Source organism: Burkholderia sp. 8Y, assembly GCF_902506145.1.
Classification (GTDB): Bacteria; Pseudomonadota; Gammaproteobacteria; order Burkholderiales; family Burkholderiaceae; genus Caballeronia.
Genome location: NZ_LR733554.1, coordinates 57712 through 82755, shown reverse-complemented (window position 1 = coordinate 82755; position 25044 = coordinate 57712). Strand labels below are relative to the sequence as shown.

General features: G+C 61.3%; 15 protein-coding genes and 3 pseudogenes. 9 read left to right on the top strand and 9 right to left on the bottom strand.

Annotated features, from left to right (window positions below; all coding sequences use genetic code 11):
* Nucleotides 1-122: 122 nt before the first annotated feature.
* Nucleotides 123-533 (top strand): annotated as a pseudogene (locus GV035_RS28990) (tyrosine-type recombinase/integrase); the annotation flags it as partial.
* 388 nt (nt 534-921) lie between these two features.
* Here the strand turns inward: GV035_RS28990 and GV035_RS28985 are convergent.
* The 6 genes and pseudogenes from GV035_RS28985 to GV035_RS28960 form a co-directional block, all read right to left on the bottom strand.
* Nucleotides 922-1455: a hypothetical protein gene (locus tag GV035_RS28985; protein WP_159839570.1), complete on the bottom strand. Its 534-nt coding sequence runs from the start codon at nt 1453-1455 to the stop codon at nt 922-924.
* Between the two features lie 314 nt (nt 1456-1769).
* Nucleotides 1770-2812 (bottom strand): annotated as a pseudogene (locus GV035_RS28980) (PDDEXK nuclease domain-containing protein).
* A 1495-nt stretch (nt 2813-4307) separates the two neighbouring features.
* On the bottom strand, nt 4308-4538 hold the full coding sequence (locus tag GV035_RS28975) for a type II toxin-antitoxin system RelE/ParE family toxin (RefSeq protein ID WP_328699830.1): 231 nt from the start codon (nt 4536-4538) through the stop codon (nt 4308-4310).
* Nucleotides 4539-4602: 64 nt separating this feature from the next.
* A pseudogene (locus GV035_RS29665) lies at nt 4603-4848 on the bottom strand (type II toxin-antitoxin system ParD family antitoxin); the annotation flags it as partial.
* A gap of 182 nt (nt 4849-5030) precedes the next feature.
* A complete protein-coding gene (locus GV035_RS28965; RefSeq protein ID WP_236572928.1) occupies nt 5031-6368 on the bottom strand; it encodes an ATP-binding protein in 1338 nt (445 codons plus the stop codon).
* An 11-nt stretch (nt 6369-6379) separates the two neighbouring features.
* Nucleotides 6380-7099 carry a response regulator transcription factor gene (locus GV035_RS28960; protein WP_159839564.1) on the bottom strand — a complete coding sequence of 240 codons (720 nt, stop codon included), beginning with the start codon at nt 7097-7099 and terminating at the stop codon, nt 6380-6382.
* Nucleotides 7100-7460: 361 nt separating this feature from the next.
* Between GV035_RS28960 and GV035_RS28955 the strand changes: the two genes are divergently transcribed.
* From GV035_RS28955 to GV035_RS28945, 3 genes are read left to right on the top strand one after another with little or no spacing between them, the layout of a single operon-like run.
* On the top strand, nt 7461-8651 hold the full coding sequence (locus tag GV035_RS28955; protein WP_236572926.1) for an efflux RND transporter periplasmic adaptor subunit: 1191 nt from the start codon (nt 7461-7463) through the stop codon (nt 8649-8651).
* A gap of 6 nt (nt 8652-8657) precedes the next feature.
* The gene (locus GV035_RS28950) at nt 8658-11855 is read left to right on the top strand and encodes an efflux RND transporter permease subunit (RefSeq protein WP_159839562.1); all 3198 of its coding nucleotides are present in this window, start codon (nt 8658-8660) and stop codon (nt 11853-11855) included.
* A gap of 10 nt (nt 11856-11865) precedes the next feature.
* A complete protein-coding gene (locus GV035_RS28945; protein ID WP_159839596.1) occupies nt 11866-13278 on the top strand; it encodes an efflux transporter outer membrane subunit in 1413 nt (470 codons plus the stop codon).
* 223 nt (nt 13279-13501) lie between these two features.
* Here the strand turns inward: GV035_RS28945 and GV035_RS28940 are convergent, their stop codons facing one another.
* A complete protein-coding gene (locus GV035_RS28940) occupies nt 13502-13957 on the bottom strand; it encodes a hypothetical protein (RefSeq protein ID WP_236572925.1) in 456 nt (151 codons plus the stop codon).
* Here GV035_RS28940 and bamA point away from each other — a divergent pair.
* Entirely contained in the window at nt 13956-16250 is a 2295-nt protein-coding gene (bamA, locus tag GV035_RS28935; RefSeq protein ID WP_159839558.1) for an outer membrane protein assembly factor BamA, read from the top strand. The two genes, GV035_RS28940 and bamA, sit on opposite strands and share 2 nt — an antisense overlap.
* A gap of 12 nt (nt 16251-16262) precedes the next feature.
* On the top strand, nt 16263-18539 hold the full coding sequence (locus GV035_RS28930; protein WP_236572923.1) for an LPS-assembly protein LptD: 2277 nt from the start codon (nt 16263-16265) through the stop codon (nt 18537-18539).
* Here the strand turns inward: GV035_RS28930 and GV035_RS28925 are convergent.
* A complete protein-coding gene (locus tag GV035_RS28925; RefSeq protein ID WP_159839556.1) occupies nt 18530-19270 on the bottom strand; it encodes a winged helix-turn-helix domain-containing protein in 741 nt (246 codons plus the stop codon). The genes GV035_RS28930 and GV035_RS28925 overlap by 10 nt on opposite strands.
* A gap of 2 nt (nt 19271-19272) precedes the next feature.
* Entirely contained in the window at nt 19273-19596 is a 324-nt protein-coding gene (locus GV035_RS28920) for a DUF2866 domain-containing protein (RefSeq protein ID WP_236572921.1), read from the bottom strand.
* A 172-nt stretch (nt 19597-19768) separates the two neighbouring features.
* Here GV035_RS28920 and GV035_RS28915 point away from each other — a divergent pair, with 172 nt between their 5' ends.
* The 3 genes from GV035_RS28915 to GV035_RS28905 all read left to right on the top strand — a co-directional run bounded on the left by GV035_RS28915 (nt 19769) and on the right by GV035_RS28905 (nt 23533).
* Nucleotides 19769-21376 carry an ATP-binding protein gene (locus GV035_RS28915; RefSeq protein ID WP_159839554.1) on the top strand — a complete coding sequence of 536 codons (1608 nt, stop codon included), beginning with the start codon at nt 19769-19771 and terminating at the stop codon, nt 21374-21376.
* Nucleotides 21377-21379: 3 nt separating this feature from the next.
* A complete protein-coding gene (locus GV035_RS28910) occupies nt 21380-22072 on the top strand; it encodes a response regulator (RefSeq protein WP_159839552.1) in 693 nt (230 codons plus the stop codon).
* A gap of 324 nt (nt 22073-22396) precedes the next feature.
* Entirely contained in the window at nt 22397-23533 is a 1137-nt protein-coding gene (locus GV035_RS28905) for a porin (protein ID WP_159839550.1), read from the top strand.
* The last annotated feature ends 1511 nt before the right edge of the window (nt 23534-25044 follow it).

Sequence of the window (25044 nt, the reverse complement as noted above, 5' to 3'; positions counted from 1 at the left end):
GACATTCTGACTCGCCTCCCGGCCCACAAAGCAAGCGACATCGCAACATTGCTGCCTCATAACTGGCAGCCTCTCGCGCCTGTCGAGTAATCCATCGTTCGTCAAGACGGGTTCGCTGGCCGCTTACACGCTATCGACTGCATCTGGGCATGACCGCGCTCCCGTCACCGAACGAAGACACGCCCCTTGTCCTGCCGATCGGCGCAACGGCCTTTAATGAACGGACAGACACCTGCGTCCCACTAACCCGTGCGGCACTGCACGCGATCGTGAAAGACGTGTTCGCGGGTGCGGCCGCCCGGCTTCGGCACGGCGATGAATCCTCAGCAGCCCGGGCCGACCTCCTCGAGAGAGCGTCCGCTCACTGGCTCAGGCATACGGCTGGTTCGCACATGGCGGACCAGCGCGTGGACCTTCGATTGGTGCGCGACAATCTAGGCCATGCATCGTTGACCACAACCAGCCTCTACCTCCACATTGATGATGACCGCCGCCATCAGGAAACGGAGGATAAGCATCGAATCGATTGGTGATCGCGTGAAGTAACGATGCGCAACCATCGAGTCCCATAGCACCGTATGTCCATGAACGTCGCCGTTCCCAATCTGCAGATGGCAGCTGACAAGCGCAGTCTCAGCTTCGTCGTCATTGTCCGCCGCGTGGCGGTGACCTGCGTCGTCTCGGGCGGGGTGCTAGAAGCATACACCTGCCTCGCGCGCGTCGAGAGCAGACGATGCTCTTGCATTGAAGTCGGTCACCGATGGCATCGGCAGAATACAAGCGATGGCACTGCGAAATTGCGGGCGCGTCCTGCGGCTACGGTTAGCCTCAGAGTGCGAACTTTGCGACGACGCGTGACTCGCCGAGGCGCGCTGTGGACATGTCACACACGACAGCGGCCTTGAGATGCCGCGTATGTCGCTAGTCGCGCGGGCGGTCCCGGCTCGCTCGGGCACGAACGGCCGTGGGCGTGGACAGCGGCAGCATTCTGAACTGGGCCTCTTCCATTTCCGCCCATTCTTGTGTGAATGGAAGGTAGAGCCTGATGATCCACGGGCTGTCCTCGCCCGCTTCGCGACGCGCGCTGTACGGGTGCAACACTTCACCGTCGGTTCGTATCCGATCAAACCGGAGCAGGCGCCGCCTCGGATAGCGTTCGCCTTCCACCTTGTCGCGCATCAGTCTCCAGAGAATTTCGCTGGGATAGCCAGGGTGCCCGTCGGTGAGATTATCGACAGTCGCGCGAATCTGAGCATCGTGGCTCGGATATGCATCGTCCAAGTCCAATTCGTCGAGTACGACTTCCTCCACCATATACGGCGGCCCTTGATACCAGAACGGGTCATCCTCAACCAGCCGGATAGCAGTCACCGTGCGCATGCCAATGTCGGTGCAGCGCCACATGAACGGGCCGCAAGCGAAGTCAAGGCCGATGCGAAAGTCCGAAATGTTCATTTCTCAAGTTGATGGCATTTGCTCTTTCAACACCGTCGAGCTTCGGACCAGCGATGCTTGCAGCCGTTTCCGTCCATTCGCCATCACTTCCAAGAGACCTGAGCAACGAAGTCGTGGCTGATCCGCCTGTGGTCGCGGCTACGAGGACCAACGGCCCCCGGGGTCACTGGAGGACGCCGTACGGTCCCCTTCACAGCGTCAAACGGTGGCACGCGCGCAGTTTTTCACAGGGCGGGCTTCGACGCCACATCGTGATAGCGTTGCAAGCGTGTGGCAACGGTTGGCTCCTGTTCGCATCAGCCGTCTCAGCCGGATTATGCGTCTGGTAGTTCTGTACCAAGCTCGGCCTCGATCTGATCGGTTGAGGGCAATGTTTTTCCCAGCGATTCCGGTACCTGTCGCAGCAACTGATATTCCGCAACGCCCATCGGCTTGGCAACCCCTCGCAGCGCATACTCTGCGACCAGTCGGTTCTTTTGTTTACAGAGCAATAACCCGATAGTCGGTTGATCATCTACGGCTTTCACCTGCGCGTCAATCGCAGACAGATAGAAGTTGAGCTGGCCCGCGTACTCTGGACGGAACGGCGTGGTCTTGAGCTCGACGACAACATAGCAACGAACTTAAGGTGATAAAACAGCAGATCGATGAAAAATTCATCACCGCCGACGTCTATGCGATACTGCCGCCCAACAAATGCGAATCCGGCACCTAGCTCAAGAAGAAACCGAGTGATGTGACGGGTCAGAGCTTGCTCAATGTCCCGTTCTTGGGCGTCTTCGGCAAGGCCACGAAGTCGAAGACGTACGGATCTTTCAGCGCTTCCCTGGCAAGGTCGGACTGCGCCGGGGGTAACGTTTCTCTGAAGTTTGTCACTGCGCTGCCCGCCCGCGTGTATGCAGACGTTTCGATCTGCATCGTCAGCACTTGTCGTGACCACCCGTGCTGAAGCGCCTTGCAGGCGTACCAATTTTTCTGCAACGGATCCTTAACCTTATCCATCAAGGTAAAGAGGTGGAACCAGGGCAATTGTGCAGCAGGCTGCTGCACAAATTCAGCGTCCGGCCAGGCTTGCGCCAACGAACGCATATACTTGAGATTCCGCGGAGAGAAACCGCGCATGTCAGGAAACGCTGCCTTCAGGTCATGGGCAAGCTTGTCAACCACGCCTGTGCCCCACCCTTGGCGCTGCTGCCGATCCAGGATCTCCCGGCCGATTTTGCCAATATAGCGTCACCAGCTCCCGGTTCACGCTGGCGACGGCGCGCAGCCGGGCTCGCTCGACCGTCTGTTTGACATCAGCGAGCCAGCGCCCGTACTCGTCGCCCCACGAATCGTTGGACAGTTTGTTGGTCATGCGATCTCGAGCGAGGTTGGCGACCGCTCATTATCCGAGCCGAACTTCTCCGAAGCAATCGCCGCATTCGCGACACGTAAAACCGCGACCGATTGACAGTCAGAACAAGCTGAGTCGCCAACACCCCTAAGGGCCCCTCGGAGGCCCTTGTTTCGATGATAGGACATACCGCGCTTGCTGCATCGGCGTATCCGCCACCGGCATTCTCTCGCTGAGGGCTGCCTGCAGCAGTGGCGCGCACGTGAGAAGCGACGGGAGCGCGCGATCGCATCGGTTGACGAGCCCCCGTCTGCAATGGGACGGACGAGCGGATTACTGACGAGTAACCTCGCGAGTCGCCCGACATGCGTCTCCCGCCTCGACTAGGCCAGTGTAGTAACGCTATTGCGGCGACCTCGCGGCCTGCGTACTGGACTGGTATTGCGCATCGGGCTGCGCTTGTCCCTGAGCAGCCGCGTCCTCCTTGGCCTTCTTATTCGCCAAGTGACGACCCACGAGACAGCCTCCTGCGGCACCAAGCACAGCATGGCCTTTTCCGACAAAGTGTCCACCGACACCGCCAACCGCTGCTCCCTTCAGACAACCTGCGGCTTGTGCTTGCCCTACTGTCGCCGCCGAAAATGCGGCGACAACCAACGTTAGTGCTTTCAGTTTCATTTTCTCTTTCCGTGTCCGAGTATTGTTGTATCGCTATATCAACCGGTATTCGACGCAAAGGTTGGACCTGGCCACCGGCGATTGCCTGTACCACACGGCGCTTAACGTTGGACGGCTGTTCGTCGATGACTTGCGCTCGCATGCGTCAAAACCGACCTCTGCGCCGCCGCTGACCGACGTTTAGCCAAGGCTCAGCCGTTCAGCGGGAGCGGATGCTTTGGCCGTGCGGGACGAAAGTGTCCAGCAAGACCGGTGTCCGCAGACCTGTCCGCGCGCGAGCTTAGTTGCTTCTTGACTTGGCAGACTGCGAGCCGGCGATTCCCTCGCCGGCTCGGGGAGCAAACAATGCAGATCGGCAGCCTCTTGCCTGTCCGTTGCTGCGCAACGAGCTGCAGCGACTCACCCGCACGCCAGCGCTCCCGCATCAGCTCCTTCTGGCTCTCACTGTAATAGATCGGGCGTGACTCTGCTCCATCGCAAATGCCGCCGCTTACGCAACCTTCGGTGTGTTGCATAGACCTGTTGAATCCGCCCTAGCAGGCGGTCGATGCTTCCTTCCAACTTGTTTGCACGGCGAGCGGCAGATGCGGAACCCTCGCGAAGCAAACATTGTTTAGCTCCGTTGAGCGCCTCCCTGCCATCGCAGCGCGGATGTAGTGACCGTCGCTTTCGCCGTGGATAGAATGCCACTTTGTGGAATCCTGCTTATCCGTCAAGCTCTAAGTCGCGCCATTTTCATTAGTAAACCTGACTAAACGATGTTATTTCCCTTTATGTCAAATAGCTGCTGGATTCGTTCTCTCGCGCAGCTTTCGTTCGCCGTGTGGATTGTTGTACTTCACTCGTCGTCATCAGAGGCAAGCGCCGCCTCGTAATCCTGGCCACCATAAAACACACCCACGATTGAGACACCCTCTGGCTCTAGCATATACGCGATAATGGCCCGTTTTCGAAAATGCGTGACTTGGAGTCCGGGCAGCAGGTCGTCACGTGCCACACCGCGCGCCGGGAATGTCTCGAGCTTCATGCAGAAATCGACGATCGAATCGACATATCGTTCCGCGGTCAGCGGGGCTCCCGCGTCCGAAATGGGCTTTCGAGTCTTTGCAGTTGATCCAGCGCTTCGGGCGCAGACTCAGTTCTGCACGGACCTGGTCGACTGACAGGGCACGGCTTGGATCGTCGCGAAGTGCTTGCGCTGCGGGAACCACTTCGTTTCGCAACCATGCGTCAACGGCGCGGTCACGCTCACGTAGAGCACGAAGCGCATCTCGCAGCACTTCGCTGTCAGACGCGTAGTCGCCGCTCGCGACGTTGGTGCGGACGAACTCGGCCATCTCGTTGGGAAGGGTGATGCTCATCTGCTGCGTCGTTCTCATGGCAGCCTCCGATCAGTAGGATTCGTTCCTACTCGTTTCGGCGCACGTCTGCAACGACCCTCGCCACCGGACCCGGTAGTTGACGCACACCACGGTAGAAAGGGCCAACTGCTATGTCAGGTGAAACGTTGATCTTCCGCGAACGACGCGTCCGCCACGGATACAAAAGCCGAGCCTTCAAGTCAACCAGAGCTCCGCGCCGATGCCCTCGCGGCGCCTGCAGCCATGGGAAGCGCGACGCGTGCGATCAGCCCGGACGGTTTTCGGTTGATCAGGGTGAGCCTTCCGCCATGTGCGCGCACGATGTCATCGACGATCGACAAGCCTAAGCCCACGCTGCCCGGCCTTTTTGAACGCGCCGCGTCGAGCCGCACGAACGGCTCGACCACGTCCTGCAAACGATCCTCCGGAATACCCGGTCCGTTGTCCATCACTTCCACGATGACGGTCCGATCGACTGTATGGGCGGTGACGAGCGTCTCCGTGCCGTAATGGATTGCGTTCTCCAGCAGATTCGTCATCACCCGCTGCATGCCTTCGGGCCTGCAAAAATACGGCAGGTGATTCGTTCCTTCGTAGCATATCGCACTGCCCGACTCAGCATAATCGTCGCACAGCGTTTCGAGCAGCGCACCAAGGTCCAGCCATTCTTTCGCTTCCGCTCCCGCATCGCTCGTCAGGAAAGCAAGCGCAGAACTGACCATTTTCCGCATGAGATCGACATCGCGTAGCAGCTTCGTGCGCTCGATCTCTTTTTTTTCCGCGTCGAGCTGCAGGCGCATGCGCGTGAGCGGCGTGCGCAGATCGTGACTGATCGCGGCGAGCATCCTCGTGCGGCTTTGCATCGATTTGGCAATGCGCTCCTGCATTCGATTAAACGCATGGGCCGCACGCCGGATCTCGAGCGGACCCTCCTCTTCGATCGGCGCGACGGTGATGTCGCGGCCGAAGGCATCGGCTTTCTCCGACAGGCGCCGCAAAGGACGGATCACGCGCGACACCGCCCATGCCGATAGCCCCGCGACACCCACGCATAGGAACGCTAGCGCTGAGAAAAAAGGAATGGTGAAGCGATCGGGCTCGCGCTCGTTGCGGTCCGTGCGAATCTCAAGCGTGCGATTGCCGAGCGGAATGAGCACCTGCAGGTCCTTCGCCGGATGCCGCCCATCGCATGTGCGAACCGTCAGGCGCGAATCCATACCCAACCCTGATCTGAGCGCCGATTCGAGATCGTGTGTGTCTAGCGTGGAGCCAATACACAGCGTCGGCTGGTCGGTCAGCGTTGCCGTTAGCGTCGGGCGCTGCGCCGCGCTCAGCAAGCGTGCACGCTCGTCATCGGGCACGGCGCTAAGCATGTCGACCAGCGCTTGTATGCGGTACGACGTCTGCCACGGCCACGGCGGATTCGGTGGCGCGCCGGGATAAAAAAGCAAGGCGATGAACAGCGCCAGCGTCGCGGCCGATGAACAGGCGACGATAGCCAGGATCTGGCCGAGCGTCGTCGAGAAGACGCGCGGCATCGAGCGAGTTCTCATCGGACGGTGACCTCGGGCTGGAACGCATAGCCGCCCGTGCGCATCGTGCGAATCGGATCGTCGAGCGGATCATCGCTTGCCAGCTTGCGGCGCAGCCTGCTGACGAGCAGATCGATCGAGCGCGCCGCGATCGGAAAATCCTTGCCGCGCGTGAGCCGGATCAGCTCCTCGCGCGACAGCACTCGCCGTGAATGCCGGCACAGCACGAGCAGCAGGTCGGTTTCCGCGCCGGTCAGCGGGATGCGCAAGTTGGTCGGCGAGCGCAGATATCGTCGATAGGGAAAGAACGTGAAGCCTGAGAACGCCAGGACGAGTTCGGTGGCGGCGGCACTGCTCGCAGGCTCCGTCGCCTGCCCGCGCCTTAACACGGTGCGGATGCGCGCAAGCAACTCGCGCAAGTCGAAGGGCTTCGACACATAGTCTTCCGCGCCAAGCTCGAGCCCCACGACGGCATCGGTCGGTTCGGACAACGCCGTGAGCATGATGACCGGCGGCCCGTTCGATGCGCGCACGCCCCGGCAGAAGCTGAGTCCGTCCTCGCCGGGCAGCATCACGTCGAGCAGAATCAGATCGAAGCGGCCGTTTTCGAGCAACTCGCGTCCGGCTTCTGCGCTCTCGGCGACTTGAACGGCAAAGCCTTTGTCGCGCAAATAGTCTGCCAGCGATTGGCTGATTTCCGAATCGTCTTCGACCAGCAGCAAATGGGATCCACTCAATTTATAGCCTGTTGTTCGTTTCGGTGCGACGCTTAGCGGCGATTCTCAGCGCATCTTCACTGCCCTCGATTCTCCAACAAAAAGCGTCGGGCGATTCATGTCAATTTAGACACAATGTATGAATGTAGCTAGAAATCAATGACTTAGTTGATTTGCGCGCAGCTGGCGCTTATCGTTAGGGCTCTCGGCAATTCCTCGCGCCGTCTCGCCGACCGACAGCTAGCAGTCCGCGTCGCGACAACTCTCTCTTACTTCATGAACCGCCCTCGGCTCGTCCGATGCACGGCGGCAGGGATCGGTCTGCCTTATTCCCCGACGAAGTGAGGAGCGACGGTGCGATGCCAGCCCTTTCACTTTCGACATGCCAGACAACGAATACGCTTTCATCCTGCCGTTTGCGCATCGCCCGCTCGCGCGCCTGCTCGCGCTCGCCACTGTCGCCGGCTGCGCACTGTCCGCGTGCGGCAACCGGTCCGCCGCCGGCGCGCCGCCCGCCGTGAAGCCTCCCGAAGTCAGCGTGACGACGCTGAAGGCGCAGCGGATCGACATCGTGGACGATCTGTCCGGACGACTTTCGTCGGTCGAAGTTGCCGACGTGCGCCCTCAGGTCGACGGCATCCTGACGAAGCGCCTGTTCGTCGAGGGCTCGACCGTCCAGGCAGGCGAGCCGCTCTATCAACTTGATGCAGCCAGCTACCAGGCCGCGTACGACACGGCTCTCGGAACGCTGCAAAAGGCGATCGCCACCTCGAATGCCGCCGACGTCACGGCGCAGCGCTATCAGGAGCTGTTCCAGATTAAGAGCGTGAGCGCGCAGGACGTGGAGAACTACACCGCCGCCGCCGCCGAAGCACGCGCCGATATTGCCACGGATCGCGGCTCGCTCGAGACCGCGCGCGTGAATCTGGCGCGCACGCGCATCGTCGCGCCGATCAGCGGCAAGATCGGGAAGTCGGCGGTGACGGTCGGGGCGCTCGTCGCCTCGGGACAATCGACGGCGCTCACGACCATCCAGTCGATGGACACGCTCTATCTCGACGTCACCCGTTCCAGCACCGAAGCGCTGCGGCTCTCTAAGGCCATCGCTTCGGGCGCGCTAAAGCCCGGCACGAGCAAGGTCACGGTGCAGACGGAAGACGGCGCGACGTACGCGCATACCGGCACGCTGCTGTTCTCCGATGTCACCGTCGACCAGACCACCGGCTCGATCACGCTGCGCGCATCGATTCCCAATCCGGAGCACCAGCTTTTGCCGGGCATGTTCGTGCAGGCGCAATTGGACGAAGGCGAGCAGGACGCCATTCTCGTGCCGCAAACGCTCGTGAATCGCGGCGCCGGCGGCACATCGACCGTGCTCGTCGTGAACGCAGGGAACGTCATCGAAAGCCGAACCGTCATCGCCGAGAAAGCGCACGGCAACGACTGGATCGTGACGCAAGGCCTTCGCGCTGGCGAGCGCATTGCCACCGACAACCTGCAGATAGTGAGCGCCGGCATGAAGGTCTCGCCCGTCGAAGGCGATGCGCAAGCGCAACTCGCCAAGGGAGATTGACGTACGATGCTCTCCCGTTTCTTCATTCAGCGGCCCGTGCTCGCATGGGTCATCGCCATCGTCGTGATGCTCATCGGCGCGCTTTCGATTCGAACGCTTTCCGTCGAGCAGTATCCGAACGTCGCGCCGCCGTCGATCCGAATCACCGCGACCTATCCGGGCGCCTCCGCGGATACGCTCGCCACCACGGTCACGCAGGTGATCGCCCAGGACATGACGGGCATGGACAATCTGATGTACATGTCCTCGACGAGCAGCTCGGCCGGCACCGCGACCATTACGCTGACGTTCAAGTCGGGCACCAATGCCGACGTCGCCGCGATGCAAGTGCAGAACAAGGTGCAGGAAGCGAACGCATCCCTGCCAAGCGCCGTTCAGCAACAAGGCATTCAGGTCAGCAAGACCTCGGGCAGCATTTTGATGGTCGTGTCGGTTACGTCCACCGATGGCCGCCTGAACACGGTTGATCTTGGCAATTTGCTCGCGACGCGTGTGCAGGATCCGCTCACGCAGATTAGCGGCGTGGGACAAGTGACGCTCTTCAGTGCGCAGCACTCCATGCGTGTATGGCTCGATCCGGTGAAGCTGCGCAGCGTCGGCCTGATGCCGAGCGATGTTACGGCCGCCATAGACAGTCAGAACGCGCAACTCTCCGTCGGGCAGATCGGCGGCGCGCCGCAGACTCAGACGCAAGCCATCAACGCGACCATCGTGACGCGCGGCTTCCTTAAGACCTCCGATGAGTTCGCCAATATTCTTCTTCGCGTCAATCAGGACGGTTCGCGTGTGTATCTGAAGGATGTGGGCACGGTTGAAGTCGGTGGCGACTCCTACGACATGACTTCGCGTCTGAACGGCAAGCCCGCCGCCGCGATGGGCATCATGCTCGCCAGCGGCGCTAACGCGTTGTCGGTCGCGAAGGCGGTGCGCGCGCAACTCGCGTTGTTGCAGAAGCAGATGCCCGGCGGCGTGCAACTGAGCGTTCCGCACGACACGACACCTTTCGTTTCCGCGTCTATCTCCGAGGTCATCACGACGCTGTTCGAAGCCGTCGTGCTCGTGTTCCTCGTGATGTACCTGTTCCTCGGCAACCTGCGCGCGACGCTCATTCCGACTATCGTCGTGCCGGTCGCGCTGCTCGGCACGTTCGCGCTCATCGCCGCGGTCGGCTTCACCATTAACGTGCTGTCGCTGTTCGCACTTGTGCTGGCCATCGGTCTTCTGGTCGATGACGCGATCGTCGTCGTCGAGAACGTCGAGCGGCTCTTGGGCGAAGGCATGTCGCCTCTCGATGCGACCATCAAGGCAATGGACGAAATCGGCGGCGCATTGGTCGGCGTCACCGCCGTGCTGACGGCCGTGTTCATTCCGATGGCGTTCATGTCCGGATCGACGGGCGAGATCTATCGTCAGTTCTCGCTGACGATCACGTCGGCGATGGTGCTCTCGGTGCTCCTCGCGCTGACGCTCACGCCCGCACTTTGCGCGACGCTGCTGCGCCCCATCGATCCGCAACTTCAGCGCCGCGGCTTTTTCGCATGGTTCGAGCGCAAGTTCGAAGGCGGCACGCGTCGCTACGAGCGCCTGGTGACACGGCTCGTCGCACGTCCGCTGCGCTGGATGGCGGCCTATGTCGCGATCTGCGGCGTCGCCGGGCTGCTGTACTGGCAGCTTCCTTCATCGTTCTTGCCGGATGAGGATCAGGGCTCGCTCATGACCATTATCAATTTGCCCGCTGGCAGTTCGAGCGTGCAGACCAATGTGGTCGAGAAGCAAGTCGAGTCCTATTTCATGGGGCTTCCCGAAGTGGAGAACGTCGTCATGCTCGACGGCTTCAGTGTCTCGGGCAGCGGTCAGAACATGGCGATGGCCATGGTCCAGCTCAAGGACTGGAATGAACGCAAGCGCAAAGGCCAGTCCGCGGCCGATATCGTCGGCGCCGCGAACGCGCACTTTCGCAGCTTGCGCGCGGGGCAGGTCTTCGTGATGAATCCGCCCGCCGTGCAAGGTCTCGGCAGCTACAGCGGCGTCGATTTCGAGCTCAAGGACATGGCTGGTGTCGGACATGAACAGCTTGTCGCCGCGAGAAACAAACTCTTGGCTCTGGCAGCAAAGGATCCGAAGATCACCGGAATGCGGCCGGCCGGCATGTCCGACGTGCCGCAGTACGCCGTCGATATCGATTACCTGAAGGCTTCGGCACTCGGCGTGAGCGCATCGGATATCAACGATACTTTGCAGACCGCGTTCGGCTCGACTTACGTGAACAACTACGTGGACACCGGGCGCATCCAGAAGGTCTACGTTCAGGCGTTGCCGCAATATCGCATGATGCCTGCGGACATCGGCAGATGGTTCGTGACATCGAGCAATACAACGACGAGCAGCACCAGCAGCAGTACGACAAGTACCACAAGCACGACAAGCGCGACGAGCACCACGCTCACGACGAGCTACGACGGCAAGATGGTGCCCTTCTCTTCCTTTGCCTCCGGCCACTGGACGACCGGTTCTCCACAAGTCGAACGCTATAACCGCAGCCTCGCGCTGGAGACGACGGCGCAAAGCCCGCCGGGCGTCAGTAGCGGGGATACGATGAGCGCGATCGAATCTTTGGTCGCCCAACTGCCGCAAGGTATCGCGATGGAATGGACCGGCCAGTCCTATCAGGAGAAGCTGGCCGGGTCGCAAGCGACGTATCTTTACGCGCTGTCCCTGATCGTCGTGTTCCTTTGTCTCGCAGGGCTGTACGAAAGCTGGTCTGTGCCGTTCTCGGTGATTCTCGTCGTACCGCTCGGCATCGTCGGCGCACTGGTCGCGGCACACCTGCGCGGCTTCACCGACGACATCTATTTCAAGGTTGGCTTGCTCACGACCATCGGCCTCGCGACCAAGAACGCGATTTTGATCGTCGAGTATGCGAAGTCCCTGAATGAGCGCGGTCACGGCGTGCGACGGGCCGCCATTGAAGCAGCGCATCTGCGTTTGCGCCCGATCGTGATGACGTCGCTTGCCTTTGGTTTCGGCGTGCTGCCGATGGCGTTCGCGAGCGGGGCGGGAGCGTCGAGCCGCGAAAGTCTCGGCAACGGCGTGCTCGGCGGCGTGATAGCTGCGACACTGCTCGCCATCGTGTTCGTGCCCGTGTTCTTCGTGGTGGTTCGGGGCTTCGGAAACAAGAAGAAAGAAGGTGCCGCTCATGAATAAGCGCATATCCATGAGCCGCATCGTCGCGGCGACGCTGACTGTCTTTGCGCTCGGCGCATGTACGCTCGAACCTCGCTTTGAACGCCCCGCTGCGCCGATGCCTGCGTCCTATCCGCAGTATGAGTCAACACGCGCGCAGCGAAACACAACGGATGCCGATACATTGTCCGACTGGCGCTCGTTCGTGCAGGATGCCCATCTGCGGCAACTGATCGAGCTTGCGTTGGCCAACAACCGCGACCTGCGGCAAGCGGCGTTGAAGGTTGCGCAGTATGAGGCCGAATATCGGATCGTCCGCGCGGAACTGGGACCGTCGATCACGGCGACCGGTGCGCACAGCGCCTCACATCAATCCGGGGCGACCACGAAGTCCACAAGTCTCGAACTCGGTACGACCGCATGGGAAATCGACTTCTTCGGGCGTATCGGCAGCTTGAAGGATCAGGCCCTCGAACAGTATCTGTCGACGGACGCCGCGCGCCGCAGCACGCAGATTAGTCTCATCTCAACGACGGCGAGCGACTATCTCACATGGCTATCGGATCGCGCTTTGCTCGACTTGACCGAGCGAACGGTCGCATCGTATCGCGACACGTACGAGACGACACTGCGCGCGGCCAACCTCGGCAGCGGCTCGATGGAAGACGTCCAGTCCGCGCGCACATCCCTAACGAGTGCGATGTCGAGTCTCGCCGCATATCGACGGGCGGTCGAGCAGGACCGCAACAACCTGATCGCCGTGATCGGCTGTCCTCTGCCCGATGGGTTCCCCGGTGATCGCGCCCTGCCCGACGAGTCCCTTTTCGCGACGATCCCGGAGGGCCTGCCATCGGCGCTTCTGACGCAGCGGCCCGACATCATCGAAGCAGAACACACGCTGAAGTCCGCCAACGCCTATATCGGTGCGGCGCGCGCGGCATTCTTCCCCACCGTTTCTCTCACCGCGATGGGAGGTGTCGCGAGCAACGGGCTGTCGTCGCTCTTCAAGGACGGTTCAGGCGCCTGGGCTTTCGAGCCGTCGATCAGCGTGCCGATCTTTCAGTTCGGCAGTCTGCGCGCCTCGCTCGACTCCGCGAAGATCTCGAAAAACATCTACGTCGCCGCGTACGAAGGCACGATTCAAACTGCGTTCAAGGAAGTCTCCAACGCACTCGCGGCGCGCGCGACTTACATGGAGCAAACAGCAGCGGATGCGCAATATGTCGATGCCGCCCAGCAGTACTACGACATTGCGAACGCGCGCTATCGCGGCGGCCTGGACAGCTTTCTGACCTTGCTGACCGCGCAAAGAACGCTCTTCACCGCGCAGACGCAGTTCGTGACGGACCGGGCAGCGCAACAGACCAACGTGGTGACGCTCTACACCGCGCTGGGTGGCGGGTGGCGCAAGGACGCGGAAGCGTCGGATACGGCTGCTGAATAGCTGCGCGCACAGCACGCGGAACATGCGCCTGCTCTTACTTCTGGGCGGTGCCGTCACTAGTCGATGGTCGCACAGGCGTCATGTCGATCACCTCGCTTGTGTCATCCCGCTCTGAACCGAATGTTCGAGTGCACCTATTCAGCATTCCAAAGTGCAACCACCGCACAACACGCCGTAAGAGACCGGTAACTCAATTCTGGCGAGTTCTCTTTAGACTTTGCCTCTATTCACACTCATTTTTCCAACGCATATGCGCCCGGCAATCCCCATCGATTCGCTCGCGGGCTTTCAGCTCAGCGACGACGGCGGCTATCTCGTCGTCGACGCGCGCTCCGGCTCTTCCGTCGCACTGCATTGCTCCGTCATGCACGAGTTGCTTGCGGCGCTCGCGCATGCCATCGCGTGCTCGGAGAGAATCCGTAATAGAAATCGCGCGACCAAATTCACGATGAATTGCGCAGGTTGGGAAGTCGCGCTCGATGCGGACGGCACCGGCGCGCTGATTCTTTCCTTCATCCTTCAGGGCGGCGCACAACTCTCCTTTCGCATACGACGCGATAGCGCGCTGCAGATCCATGAAGTCATCGGCGCGGCGACCGGCCAGTCTGTGCCCGTTGTAGGTGGTGGGCCGATCCAGTAAGTCCGCTACGCCTGTCCACTTTTTTTCGAATCTCCGCATGAAGCATCACATCTATCGCTCGCTCGCAGTCGCGACGGGCGCCCTCGCCAGCGCGCACGCGCACGCCGATAGCGGTTTCGTCGTGCGTGACATTCGTATAGAAGGCGTGAGCCGCGTCGATCCGTCGACGGTCTTCGCGAATCTGAAGGTCCGGCGCGGCGACACCTTCACCGAGGCGCGCTCCACCGATGTGATCCGCGCACTGTACGACACCGGCCTCTTCACCGACGTGAGCGTGTCAACCGAAGGTGACGTGCTCGTCGTGCACGTCGTCGAAGCGGCGGCCATCGCCGGCGTCGAGTTTTCGGGCACGCACGAATTCGACAAGGACAGTTTGTCAAAGGCCCTGAAGGCGGTCGGATTCGCGCCAGGGCAGACCTACAACAAGGCGCTCGCGAACCGCGCGGAGCAGGAGCTTAAGCGCCAGTATCTGATGCGCGGCTTCTACGCCGCCGAAGTCATGACGACCGTGACGCCGCTCGATCGCGGCCGCGTGCAACTGCTTTTCTCCGTCGCCGAAGGACCGAGCGCGAAGATCAGGCAGATCAACTTTCTCGGCAACACCGCGTACAACGAGAAGACGCTGAACGACGAGATGCAGCTTTCCACGCCCAACTGGTTCTCCTGGTACACGAAGAACGATCTCTACCAAAAAGAGAAGCTCACCGGCGATCTGCAAAATCTGCGCTCGTTCTATCTCGATCGCGGCTACCTTGAATTTAGCGTGGAATCGACGCAGGTTTCGATCTCGCCCGACAAGAAGGACATGTACCTAACCATTACGCTGCACGAAGGCAAGCCTTACACAATCACGAGCGTGAAGCTCGCAGGCAACCTGCTCGGGCGCGACGCGGAACTGTCGACGCTCGTGAGCATCAAGCCGGGCGAGCTGTTCTCGGCGGACAAACTACAGCAGGTCACGCAGAAGCTCGTCGACCGGCTCGGCGAATACGGCTACGCCTTCGCGAGCGTCAACGCGCAACCAGAGATCGATCACGCGCATCACACGGTCGCGCTCACCTTGCAAGTCGATCCCGGCAAGCGCATCTATGTGCGCCGCGTCGAGGTGATCGGCAACACGCGCACCCGCGACGAAGTCGTGCGCCGTGAAATGCGCCAGTTCGAAAGCGCGTGGTTCGACAGTCAGGCGCTCAAGCTCTCGAAAGACCGCATCAGCCGGCTCGGATATTTCACCGATGTCGACGTGACCACCGTGCCTATCGAAGGCGATCCGGATCAGGTCGACGTGCAGATGAAAGTCACGGAGAAGCCGACGGGCGCCATCACGCTTGGCGCCGGTTTTTCATCGACGGACAAGGTCGTGCTGTCAGCCGGCATCACGCAAGACAACGTGTTCGGGTCGGGCACGAGTCTTGGCGTGAACATGAATACGGCGAAGACGTATCGCACGCTGAGCATCACGCAGACGGACCCTTACTTCACCGTCGACGGCATTCAGCGCATCACGGACGCGTATTACCGAACGACTTATCCGCTCTATTACTCGAGCGACTCGAGCTTTCGTATCGTGAGCATGGGTGTCGATACCAAGTTCGGCATTCCGTTCTCAGAGTCCGACATGGTGTACTTCGGCGCGGGCATCGAGCAGGATCGTTTCAATACCGATTCGGATACCCCGCAGTCGTATCTCGACTATGTGAGCGAGTTCGGCCGCGTGGTGAACAACGTGCCGCTCACGGCAAGCTGGAAGCGCGACCATCGCGACAGCGCGCTGGTGCCGAGCCGCGGCTATTACTTGCAGGCCAACGCCGAAGTGGGCACGCCGCTCGGCAACACCGAGTACTACAAGACCGACTTCACCGCGCAGTACTACCACTCTTTCTCGCGCGGCTTCGTGTTCGGCGTGAACCTTCAGGCGGGTTATGGAGCGGGCCTGGGCGGCAAGTCGTATCCGATTTTCAAGAACTATTACGCGGGCGGCATCGGCTCCGTGCGCGGCTATGAGTCGAGTTCCCTCGGTCCGCGCGACAAGACCACGAACGATCCGATCGGCGGTTCGAAGATGGTCGTCGCCAACATCGAGATGACGTTCCCGCTTCCCGGCACCGGCTATGACCGCACCTTGCGCGTGTTCACGTTCGTCGATGGCGGCAATGTCTGGGGCGACGAAGGCAACAGCACCGGATCGAACGGCCTGCGCTACAGCTACGGCATGGGTCTCGAATGGATCTCGCCGATCGGCCCGCTCAAGCTGAGCCTCGGCTTTCCGATCGTGCGTCACAGCGGCGACACGTATCAGAAATTCCAGTTCCAAATCGGCACTGCGTTCTAAGGCTTTTTTCTCGTGAAACACCGCAAGCGGCTTGCGCTGCTCATGTTGGGCGCGCGAGCAATAGCGATGCAGCCCGCCGCCGCACAAGCCGAACTCCGTCTCTCCCCGCAGCTCGAAGGAACGCCCTCAATATCTGGCACGCGTCCCGCTGTATTCGGACTCGCGGATTCGGTTCGCGCAACGACCGACGTGGACGCATCGCTAAAAGGCCACGCCGAGTTGCGGCGCGCGAATCGCTTGATCAAGGGCGATGCGCTTCATTACGACGCGGACACCGACCGCGCCGATGCCTACGGCCATGTGCGACTCGTGCAAGCCGGCGACTTCTTTAGCGGGCCGGAAGCGCATCTGAAGGTCGATGCAATGGAAGGCACGATGAGCGCGCCGAAGTATCACTTCCGTCTTTCGGGCGGCAGCGGCAGCGGCGCGCGCGCCGATCTCGTTGATGAAGACCGCTCGGTCATCCACGACGGCACGTACACGGCCTGCGCGTGCGCGGACGACCCCGCATGGTATCTGAAGGCCCGGCGCTTCGACATGGACGAGGGCAGCCATCTCGGCACCGCGCGCGACGGCGTGCTGTTCTTTCAGGGCATGCCAGTGTTCGCGAGCCCGTGGCTCTCTTTTCCGCTGTCGCCCGCGCGCATGAGCGGACTGTTGCCACCGACCTTCTCGTATGGATCAACCAACGGCTGGGACGTGTCGCTGCCCTACTACTTCAATCTTGCGCCGAACTACGATCTCACGCTTACTGCACGAGCGATGTCACGCCGCGGCGTGATGCTGACGCCCGACTTCCGTTATCTGTCGCCGACCTATTCCGGCGAACTGCGCCTGTCGTATCTGCCCGAGGATGCCGTCACGAAGCAACGTCGCTATTCCATCGCCTTCACGCACAAGCAGGACTTCGGCGCGGGCTTTTCGGGTTATGTGAACTACAACCGCGTTTCCGATGCGAACTACACCAGCGATCTTTCCTCCGCGACAAGCTATCTCGCCGGCACTCAGACGATATTTCAGCAGGAAGCGGGCGTCGCGTGGAGTCGCGACGCGTGGTCAGTGCTCGTGCGCGAACAGCGCTGGCAGAGCTTCGATTCGAGTCCGCCGTACAACCGCGAGCCGGAGGTCAATGTGAACTATGCGCGCTATAACGTGGATGGCTTCGATTTCGGCGCGCGGGTCAACGCGACGCGCTTTACCATGTCCTCCGCCGACGCGACGCAGGGCGAGCGATTCGTCTTCAATCCGTACGTCAGCTATTCGATCGACAAACCTAGCTTTTTCTTCAAGCCGATGCTGCAATGGCACTCCGCGTCGTATCGGTTGTCGAGCATCGGCAGCGATGCGCCTTCGGGCCAGCCGCGCAGTTTCAGCGTCAACGTGCCGACCGCGAGCGTCGATACCGGCCTCGTGTTCGAGCGCTCCGTGCATCTCTTTGACACGGCTCTCACGCAGACGCTCGAGCCGCGTCTCTTTTACGTCTACACGCCGTATCGCAACCAACACTTTGCGCCGCTCTTCGATACGGCCGCCGCCGATTTTGGGCTTGCCGAGATCTTCACGACGAACACATTTGTTGGTAACGATCGCATCGCGGATCAGAATCGGGTGACCGCCGCGCTCACGACGCGCTTCATCAGCCCGGAGTCGGGCGCGGAACTGGCGCGCTTCGTCATCGCGCAGTCGTACGCGTTTCGCACGCAGCGGGTGACGCTCGAATCGGGCGACACGCCTTCATTGGCCGATCATTCGGATCTGATCGCGGGCGCGACCCTCCATCTGGACTCGCGCCTTGCTATCGAGCAGGCCGTGCAGTTCAATCAGGAACGCGATCAACTCGCGCGCGCAACGGCCGGCTTTGCGTGGAGTCCGGCTGAGGCGCGTGTGCTCAACGTGGGATATCGATACACGCGCGCCGATCTCGCTGTGCTCGACAACCAGCCGATCAACCAGATCGTCGCGTCGGCGCAATGGCCGCTCACGATGCACCTGTCGGGAATCGGCCGCGTGAACTTCGACATGCGCGCGCATCGCGTGACGGCGGGACTGATCGGCGTGCAATACGATGCGCAATGCTGGTCGCTCGGCATCGCGGCGCAGCGTTACATCGAATCGTCGACGAGCTCGGACGCAGGCAAGAGCGGCACTCGCGTATTGATGCAGTTGCAGTTGAAGGGCCTGTCATCCGTCGATACGGGACTCATCGAGCAGTTCAAGGCGAGCGTGCCCGGCTACACGCCGTTGCCCGCGAAGAGCCCGGCGCCGTCCCAGTTCAGCGATTACGAGTGAGCCGGCATTGTTGCGCCGTTGGGACTGAACGCGTAGCCGCGCCCGCGTATCGTCTGAATGAGGCGCGGCTGCGCGGGATCGTCCTCGACGATCCGCCGCAGACGGCACACCAGCGCATCGACGGAGCGCTCGGATAGCAGGCAGCCCTGCTCGCTCAATTGACGGGTGAGCCGCAGCCGCGACATCACCGTCATCGGATTGCGCGCAAACAGTGCGAGAAGTTCGAACAACTTGTCGTGTACGTCTATGGATACGCGTTTGCGCTTGACCGTGCGCTTCACCGGATCGAGCACGAAGTCGCCGAGGCACAGCTTGCCGTCGCCGGGCGTGACCGGCAACGCGCGCCCCGCGCGATGCCGCAATAGGTTGCGCATCCGCGAAAGAATCTCGCGCTCGTTGCAGGGCGATTGCACGAAGTCGTCGGCACCGAGATCGAGACAGGTGATCGCGTCCATCCAGCCGTGCGGCGCGCCGATGACGAGCACCGCAATGTCCGAGTGCAGCGTGCGGAGATCGCAGAGCACGGCGGCCAGGGGCGTGTTGGTGAGTTCGTTGCTGAGCAGGATCAGCGATGGCTTCGTATGGTCAATTTCCTCGGCGAGTGTTCGCGCGTTTGCGATCGATCGCGTTGCCGGGTAATAGCGTGAAAGAAATGCGGCTAGTTTTTGCCGAACCCCCTCGTCCGGCTCGACGATGACGATGCGATGAGAATCATGTGACTGCGACATCATCGTTACGCCCTCCGCAGTTTCGGCCGGCCGAGCGCGGCGGCGTCGAGCGCGACGTGGCGTTGCCCGTTGGCGTGCTGGCGCATGCGCTCGCGGATTTCCGGTTCGGTCGCGCTCACATGCACCGCGATGAACGAGCGTTCGCCGCGAATGTTGATCCATTCGACTACGCGGCACGACGCGCCCCACGGCTGCACGATAGGCGCGGAAAGGCGGCAGCCGCGCAGTTTCGTCACGGGTTCATCGATGATCGTCCGTACATTGGCGGAACTTCGTCCGGGCCAGGACGGGCGCTTCATGTCGGCCTGCTTTCGTTCGGTGCGTGGCATGGGGTAGCTCCGGTTTTTCGCTTGAGACTGCCAGCGACCTTAGCTATCAATGCCGCATTCAGCATGGAGAAAAAGTGGAGAAGTCGTGGAGACTTTGGAAACTGCGTGGCGGGGGGCGCATCCACTAGAATTGGCGGTCATTCAGTCTGCTTGCCGCGCAAAGGTATCCTCATTGAAGTTTCGTTTTGGCATCGCATCGAAGATTTTCCTCCTTGTGCTGGTCGCGTGCCTCGTCAGCACGTTGACCATGGGCTATGCCGTGCGCGTCAGCTTCGAGAACGGCTTTCTGCACTACGTGCGCGAACGCGACGCGGGCCGGGAGCGCGCCCTGATGACAAAGGTTGCGAGCGAATACGCCGCGCACGGTAGCTGGGCTTTCTTACGCGCAAACGAAGACGCATGGCTCGCGCTGCTCGACGACGCACAAGAGCAGTTCGTGCGGCGCGAGATCGAAGACATGCGCGCAACCGTGCCGCCCGCGTGGCGCACCTTTCCGGGCAGCGGGAGCGTCGCGCGCATCCTCGGGCCGCTTGGCGAGCCGTGGCACGGTCCGCACTGGGGCATGCGTCCTTCGAATGGGTTGCCTAATGCATCGGCTTTCTCACTGCCCGAGTCCGCGCGACTGCACGAATCGATGGACGCAGCGCTCGAAAGCGAGTCGGCGAATCGCGTGCGCGGGCATCGGCAAGAACGTCCGCCTGCCGCGCTGTTCGACACCGATCGCGCGCTCGTTGTGTCCACGACCGAGCCGCCGCCGCCGGATGCGCCCGCGTCGCCCGTGCGCGTGCACGGCAAGATCGTCGGCTGGCTTGCAACCGCCGGCCCGACACCGCTGACCGACGCCGCCGATATTGCGTTTCAGGCGCAGCAGATGCGCGCGACCTGGCAGATCGGCGGCGTCGCGGTGATCCTGGCCGCCGTCGTCGCGATGGTGCTCGCGCGCCTTGTGCTGGTACCGGTGCGCCGTGTGATGGCCGCGACGCATCGGCTCGCGAGCGGCGACTATACGATCCGCGTTCCCGCGAAAAATCGGGACGAGCTCGACAAGCTCGCTTCGGACTTCAACTCGCTCGCCGATTCCCTGCAGCGCGCGGAACGTTGCCGGCGCGAGTTCATCGCGGACGTATCGCACGAGTTGCGTACGCCGCTTGCCGTTTTGCGGGGCGAGCTGGAAGCAATCGAGGACGGCGTGCACGAATTCGATGCCGCATCGCTCACCTCGCTCCAGACCGAAGTCGCGGCCCTGAACAAGCTCATCGAAGACCTGTACGACCTGTCGCTGAGCGATGTGGGCATGCTGAGCTATCGCAAGGCGCCCGCGCCGGTGAACGCGCTCATGCGCACGTCCGTCGATGCGATGCGTCAGTCGTTCCGCGCAAAGCGGCTTGTCATCGATGTCGAATGCAGCGATGCGCTCGCTTTCGCCGATGTCGACGTCGACGCCGCACGCTTCGTGCAGTTGCTCAAGAACCTGCTGCAGAATTCCCTGCGCTACACCGATCTCGACGGATGCGTGCGCGTCGCGCTGGCGGGTGCGCCCGACGATTGGACACTCAACGTACAGGACTCGTCGCCGGGCGTGCCCGCGTCGGCGCTGCCGCATCTCTTCGACCGTTTCTATCGCGTCGACGAATCGCGCAGCCGGCATACCGGCGGCGCGGGACTTGGACTGTCGCTATGCAAGGCGATTGTCACGGCGCACGGTGGCAGCATTCGCGCGGACGACTCGGCGCAAGGCGGCGTGTCCATCACGGCGCGTTTTCCTTCCTACCGCGAGTAATCGATGCTAGTTAACTCTCCCGCCCATGTCCTGATCGTCGAGGACGAGCCGAAGCTGGCTGCGGTGCTCGCTGACTACTTGCGCGTCGCGGGCTACATCGTAACGACGCTCGCCGATGGCGCGCAGGTCATCCCGTTCGTGCGCCAGACGCCGCCTTCGCTGATGCTTCTGGATCTGATGCTGCCAGGGCGCGGCGGACTCGATATTTGCCGTGATTTGCGGACGTTCTCGCAACTGCCGGTCATCATTTTGACGGCGCGCATCGACGAGATCGATCGTCTGCTAGGACTGGAAACCGGCGCGGACGACTACGTGTGCAAGCCGTTTAGTCCGCGCGAAGTGGTCGCGCGCGTGAAGGCGATTTTGCGTCGCGCGGGCGGGGCTAACAGAGGCGCGACCGGCACGTCGGCTGGCGCGTTGCGGATCGATCCGCAGTTTCATCGCGCGACGCTCGACGATCGCGAGCTGCGGCTAACGCCGATCGAGTTTCGGCTGCTGCACCTGCTTCATGTGTCGATGGGCCGGATTCTGCCGCGCTCGTTTCTGCTCGATAACCTCTACGCCGATCATCGCGTGGTGACTGATCGCACTATCGACAGCCATATCAAGAACTTGCGCCGCAAGCTGCAGGAAGTGCGGGCCGAAGACGAGATCATCGTCTCAGTGTACGGCGTGGGGTACAAGCTCGAGGTCTGACCACGCTGCTGTTTCCATGCCACCGCTCGCTGTCGCGCAGAGACCACAAGGTATCGGGGAATATCACTTCAGCTAATGACGATTCGAGCCGCGTTGCGACATGACGCGCGCCCGAAGCCGTTTATGAATCTAGAAAGCGTCTTGCGCTGCCCTTGCGCGACGCATCGATTACACAACATTCCGTAACTCGCATGAAATGGAAGCGCGATATGCGCCGTGATTTAATCCGGCGTCCGATGCGTCGACTTATTGATCGGAAAGACGTAGCGCGCGGCATGCGGTTGTCGCGCGCAGCTGAAACTTAAGCTTCCTTGGAGAAACACAGTGAAGAAATCCATATTCGCGCTGACCGTGCTCGGCACTGTTGCGAGCGCGGCGAACGCGCAAACTAGCGTGACACTCTACGGCCTCATCGACGCCGGCTTGACCTACACGAATAATCAGGGTGGCGCCCACAACTTCCAAGCAACGAGCGGCGCCGTCAACGGCAGCCGCTGGGGCCTGCGTGGCGCGGAAGACCTAGGCGGCGGATTGAAGGCGATCTTCACTCTCGAAAACGGCTTCAACATGATGAACGGCAAGCTCGGTCAGAGCGACCGCGAGTTCGGCCGCCAGGCGTTCGTCGGGCTGTCGAGCGATCGTGCGGGCGCGCTCACCCTCGGCCGTCAATACGATTCAGTAGTCGACTATCTCGGCCCCTTGGCGCTCACGGGCACGCAATACGGCGGCACGCAGGCCGCGCACCCCTTCGACAATGACAACCTCGACAACTCGTTCCGCATTAGCAACTCGGTGAAGTATCAGAGCCTGAATTACGGCGGCTTCAAGTTCGGCGGTCTGTATGGCTTCGCGAACGATGCGGGCGGCTTCGCCACGAACCGCGCGTACAGTGTCGGCGTATCCTACAACTATGGTCCACTGAACGTGGCGGCGAGCTATATGCAGTTGAACAACGCGGGTGCGACACTGAATTCGAGCGGCGCCGTGAGCGATGACGCGACGTTCAGCGCAAGTCGTCAGCGCACCTTCGGCGCGGGTTTAAGCTATACGTTCGGTGCGGCGCAAGCGGGCTTCGTCTTCACGCAGACGCGGCTCGGCAAGGCGACGGGCATCAGCGCATCAGCTGCGGGCACGAGCGACGGCGTCACGCTCGATGGCGGCAGCGCACGTTTCAACAACTATGAAGTCAACGGCCGCTATAACCTGACGCCCGCGTGGTCGGTGTCGGGTGCATATACCTTCACCAACGGCCATCTCAACGGCGTCGACCCGAACTGGAATCAGTTCAGTCTGCAAACGGCGTACGCCCTATCCAAGCGCACCGACGTGTATCTGCAGGGCGTGTATCAGCACGTGAGCGACACGGGCGATTCGGGAATCACCGCGGCGATCAACGGCCTGTCCGCATCATCGACGAACAGTCAAGTCTCAGCGACGGTAGGTTTGCGTCACCGCTTCTGATCCGACACGCAAGCGAAAGGCGGACGCATGCGTCCGCCGGTTCTTCATGACACCACCATCGTCGTCTTGCCGCTCGGAGCCGCCTTGCGCAGTCCCGCGATACTCAGTTCGTCTGGAGCAATCGGTGACGTCGAGGCACCTCGCATGATATCCGTGAACAAGTCACGCATTCTAGGAGGAAAAGGAACGGCGGGACATCCGCTTTTTGCCAAGCCGCTTGCCTGGCCTACACTTCCGCGTTCACCTTGATGGTCGCGGTACGGTCCCCCATACTGGCAGTGGTTCCCCAAAACCACGCCGCCTGGTGCTCAGTGTGCGATGACAGGTCGATATCGCCAGCGAGCGATTTCTGTGCTCGCTCTGGGGATCGAATCGTCGACTGCTCCACTGTGCCAATTGCCGTGAGCATTTGCGCCTGCATCCGGGACGTCGCCTCCATGACACTCGAGTTATCGCCAGTGGCCGTCGTCACAACCACCACGAGTTTGTTACCGGCGATCTCTGCAGTGACTCAAGCGGCAAGAACCGGCTCAGCTGCGAACGAACGCTGGCGGGAGCGGTTCAGCGAAGCAGGCGCACTGCGAGCCATAGCACTGCTTGAGTCCTTCGGAGGATTGAACGCGGATCACGTTCGCTTACACTGTGTGCTCTACTAAAGGCCGCCGAAGACGCAGGATGAAGCGAGCTATGAGTACAAGGCGTTTCTAATCATCGTTGAGACGGATCCGGTCCTCTCTTCGTCAGGGACCGCCAAGCTGAGTTCGCCCGATGGCTTTCTGGCCGTCATGCAAATAACAACGGCTTAACGTACGCCCATTATGACGCCACTGCGCCTTTCGGGCCCCGGCGAATGCCCATTTGCTTCAGAGGCTGAAGCGCTCATGAGCGACGATTCTGCCCGTCAACGAATGACTGCAGATTTGGCCGAAGGTCATGGTGACGCGGGATACGACGCGTAAGGTGTCAGAGGCTGCCGCGCTGCCTTCCCCCGACCGCCCTCCTTCGACCTTTTGGCCAGCTGCTGCCTACTTCGAGCCGGGTCAGATATGAGTGAGTCATTAAGCCGAGACTTCCAACACATTTTGACCGCAGTACTTGATCCGGCCAATGAACACTCGCCGGTTTCCAGAGCGTGAGGTAACCACGCGAACAAAAGTTACTGGCTGGGTGGCCACCCAACGACCCTCCAAGCTGTCCATTCGGATCGTTCCACCATGGCGCGCAGACCGTTCGGCCTCCGTGCGGCTGAGAAACATGCGAGCGCTACTTAGGCAGCGAGCGCTCGCTGACGGATCTCACTGGAAGTTAACGCTTCCGTTCGCCACTGACGTTCAATCGGCACTGCCGCGTGAGACTCCAAGCGCAGCCATTGCAAATTTGAGCTGCCCCCGGTACTAACTCGGAGCGCTGTCGAAGTCCGAGGTTAATATTCCTTCGCTTCATGCTCTGGGCGAATTGCATTGGCAGGAGGTATCGGAGCGAGTTGCCAGGCCGCTCGGTGTTGACTCAAT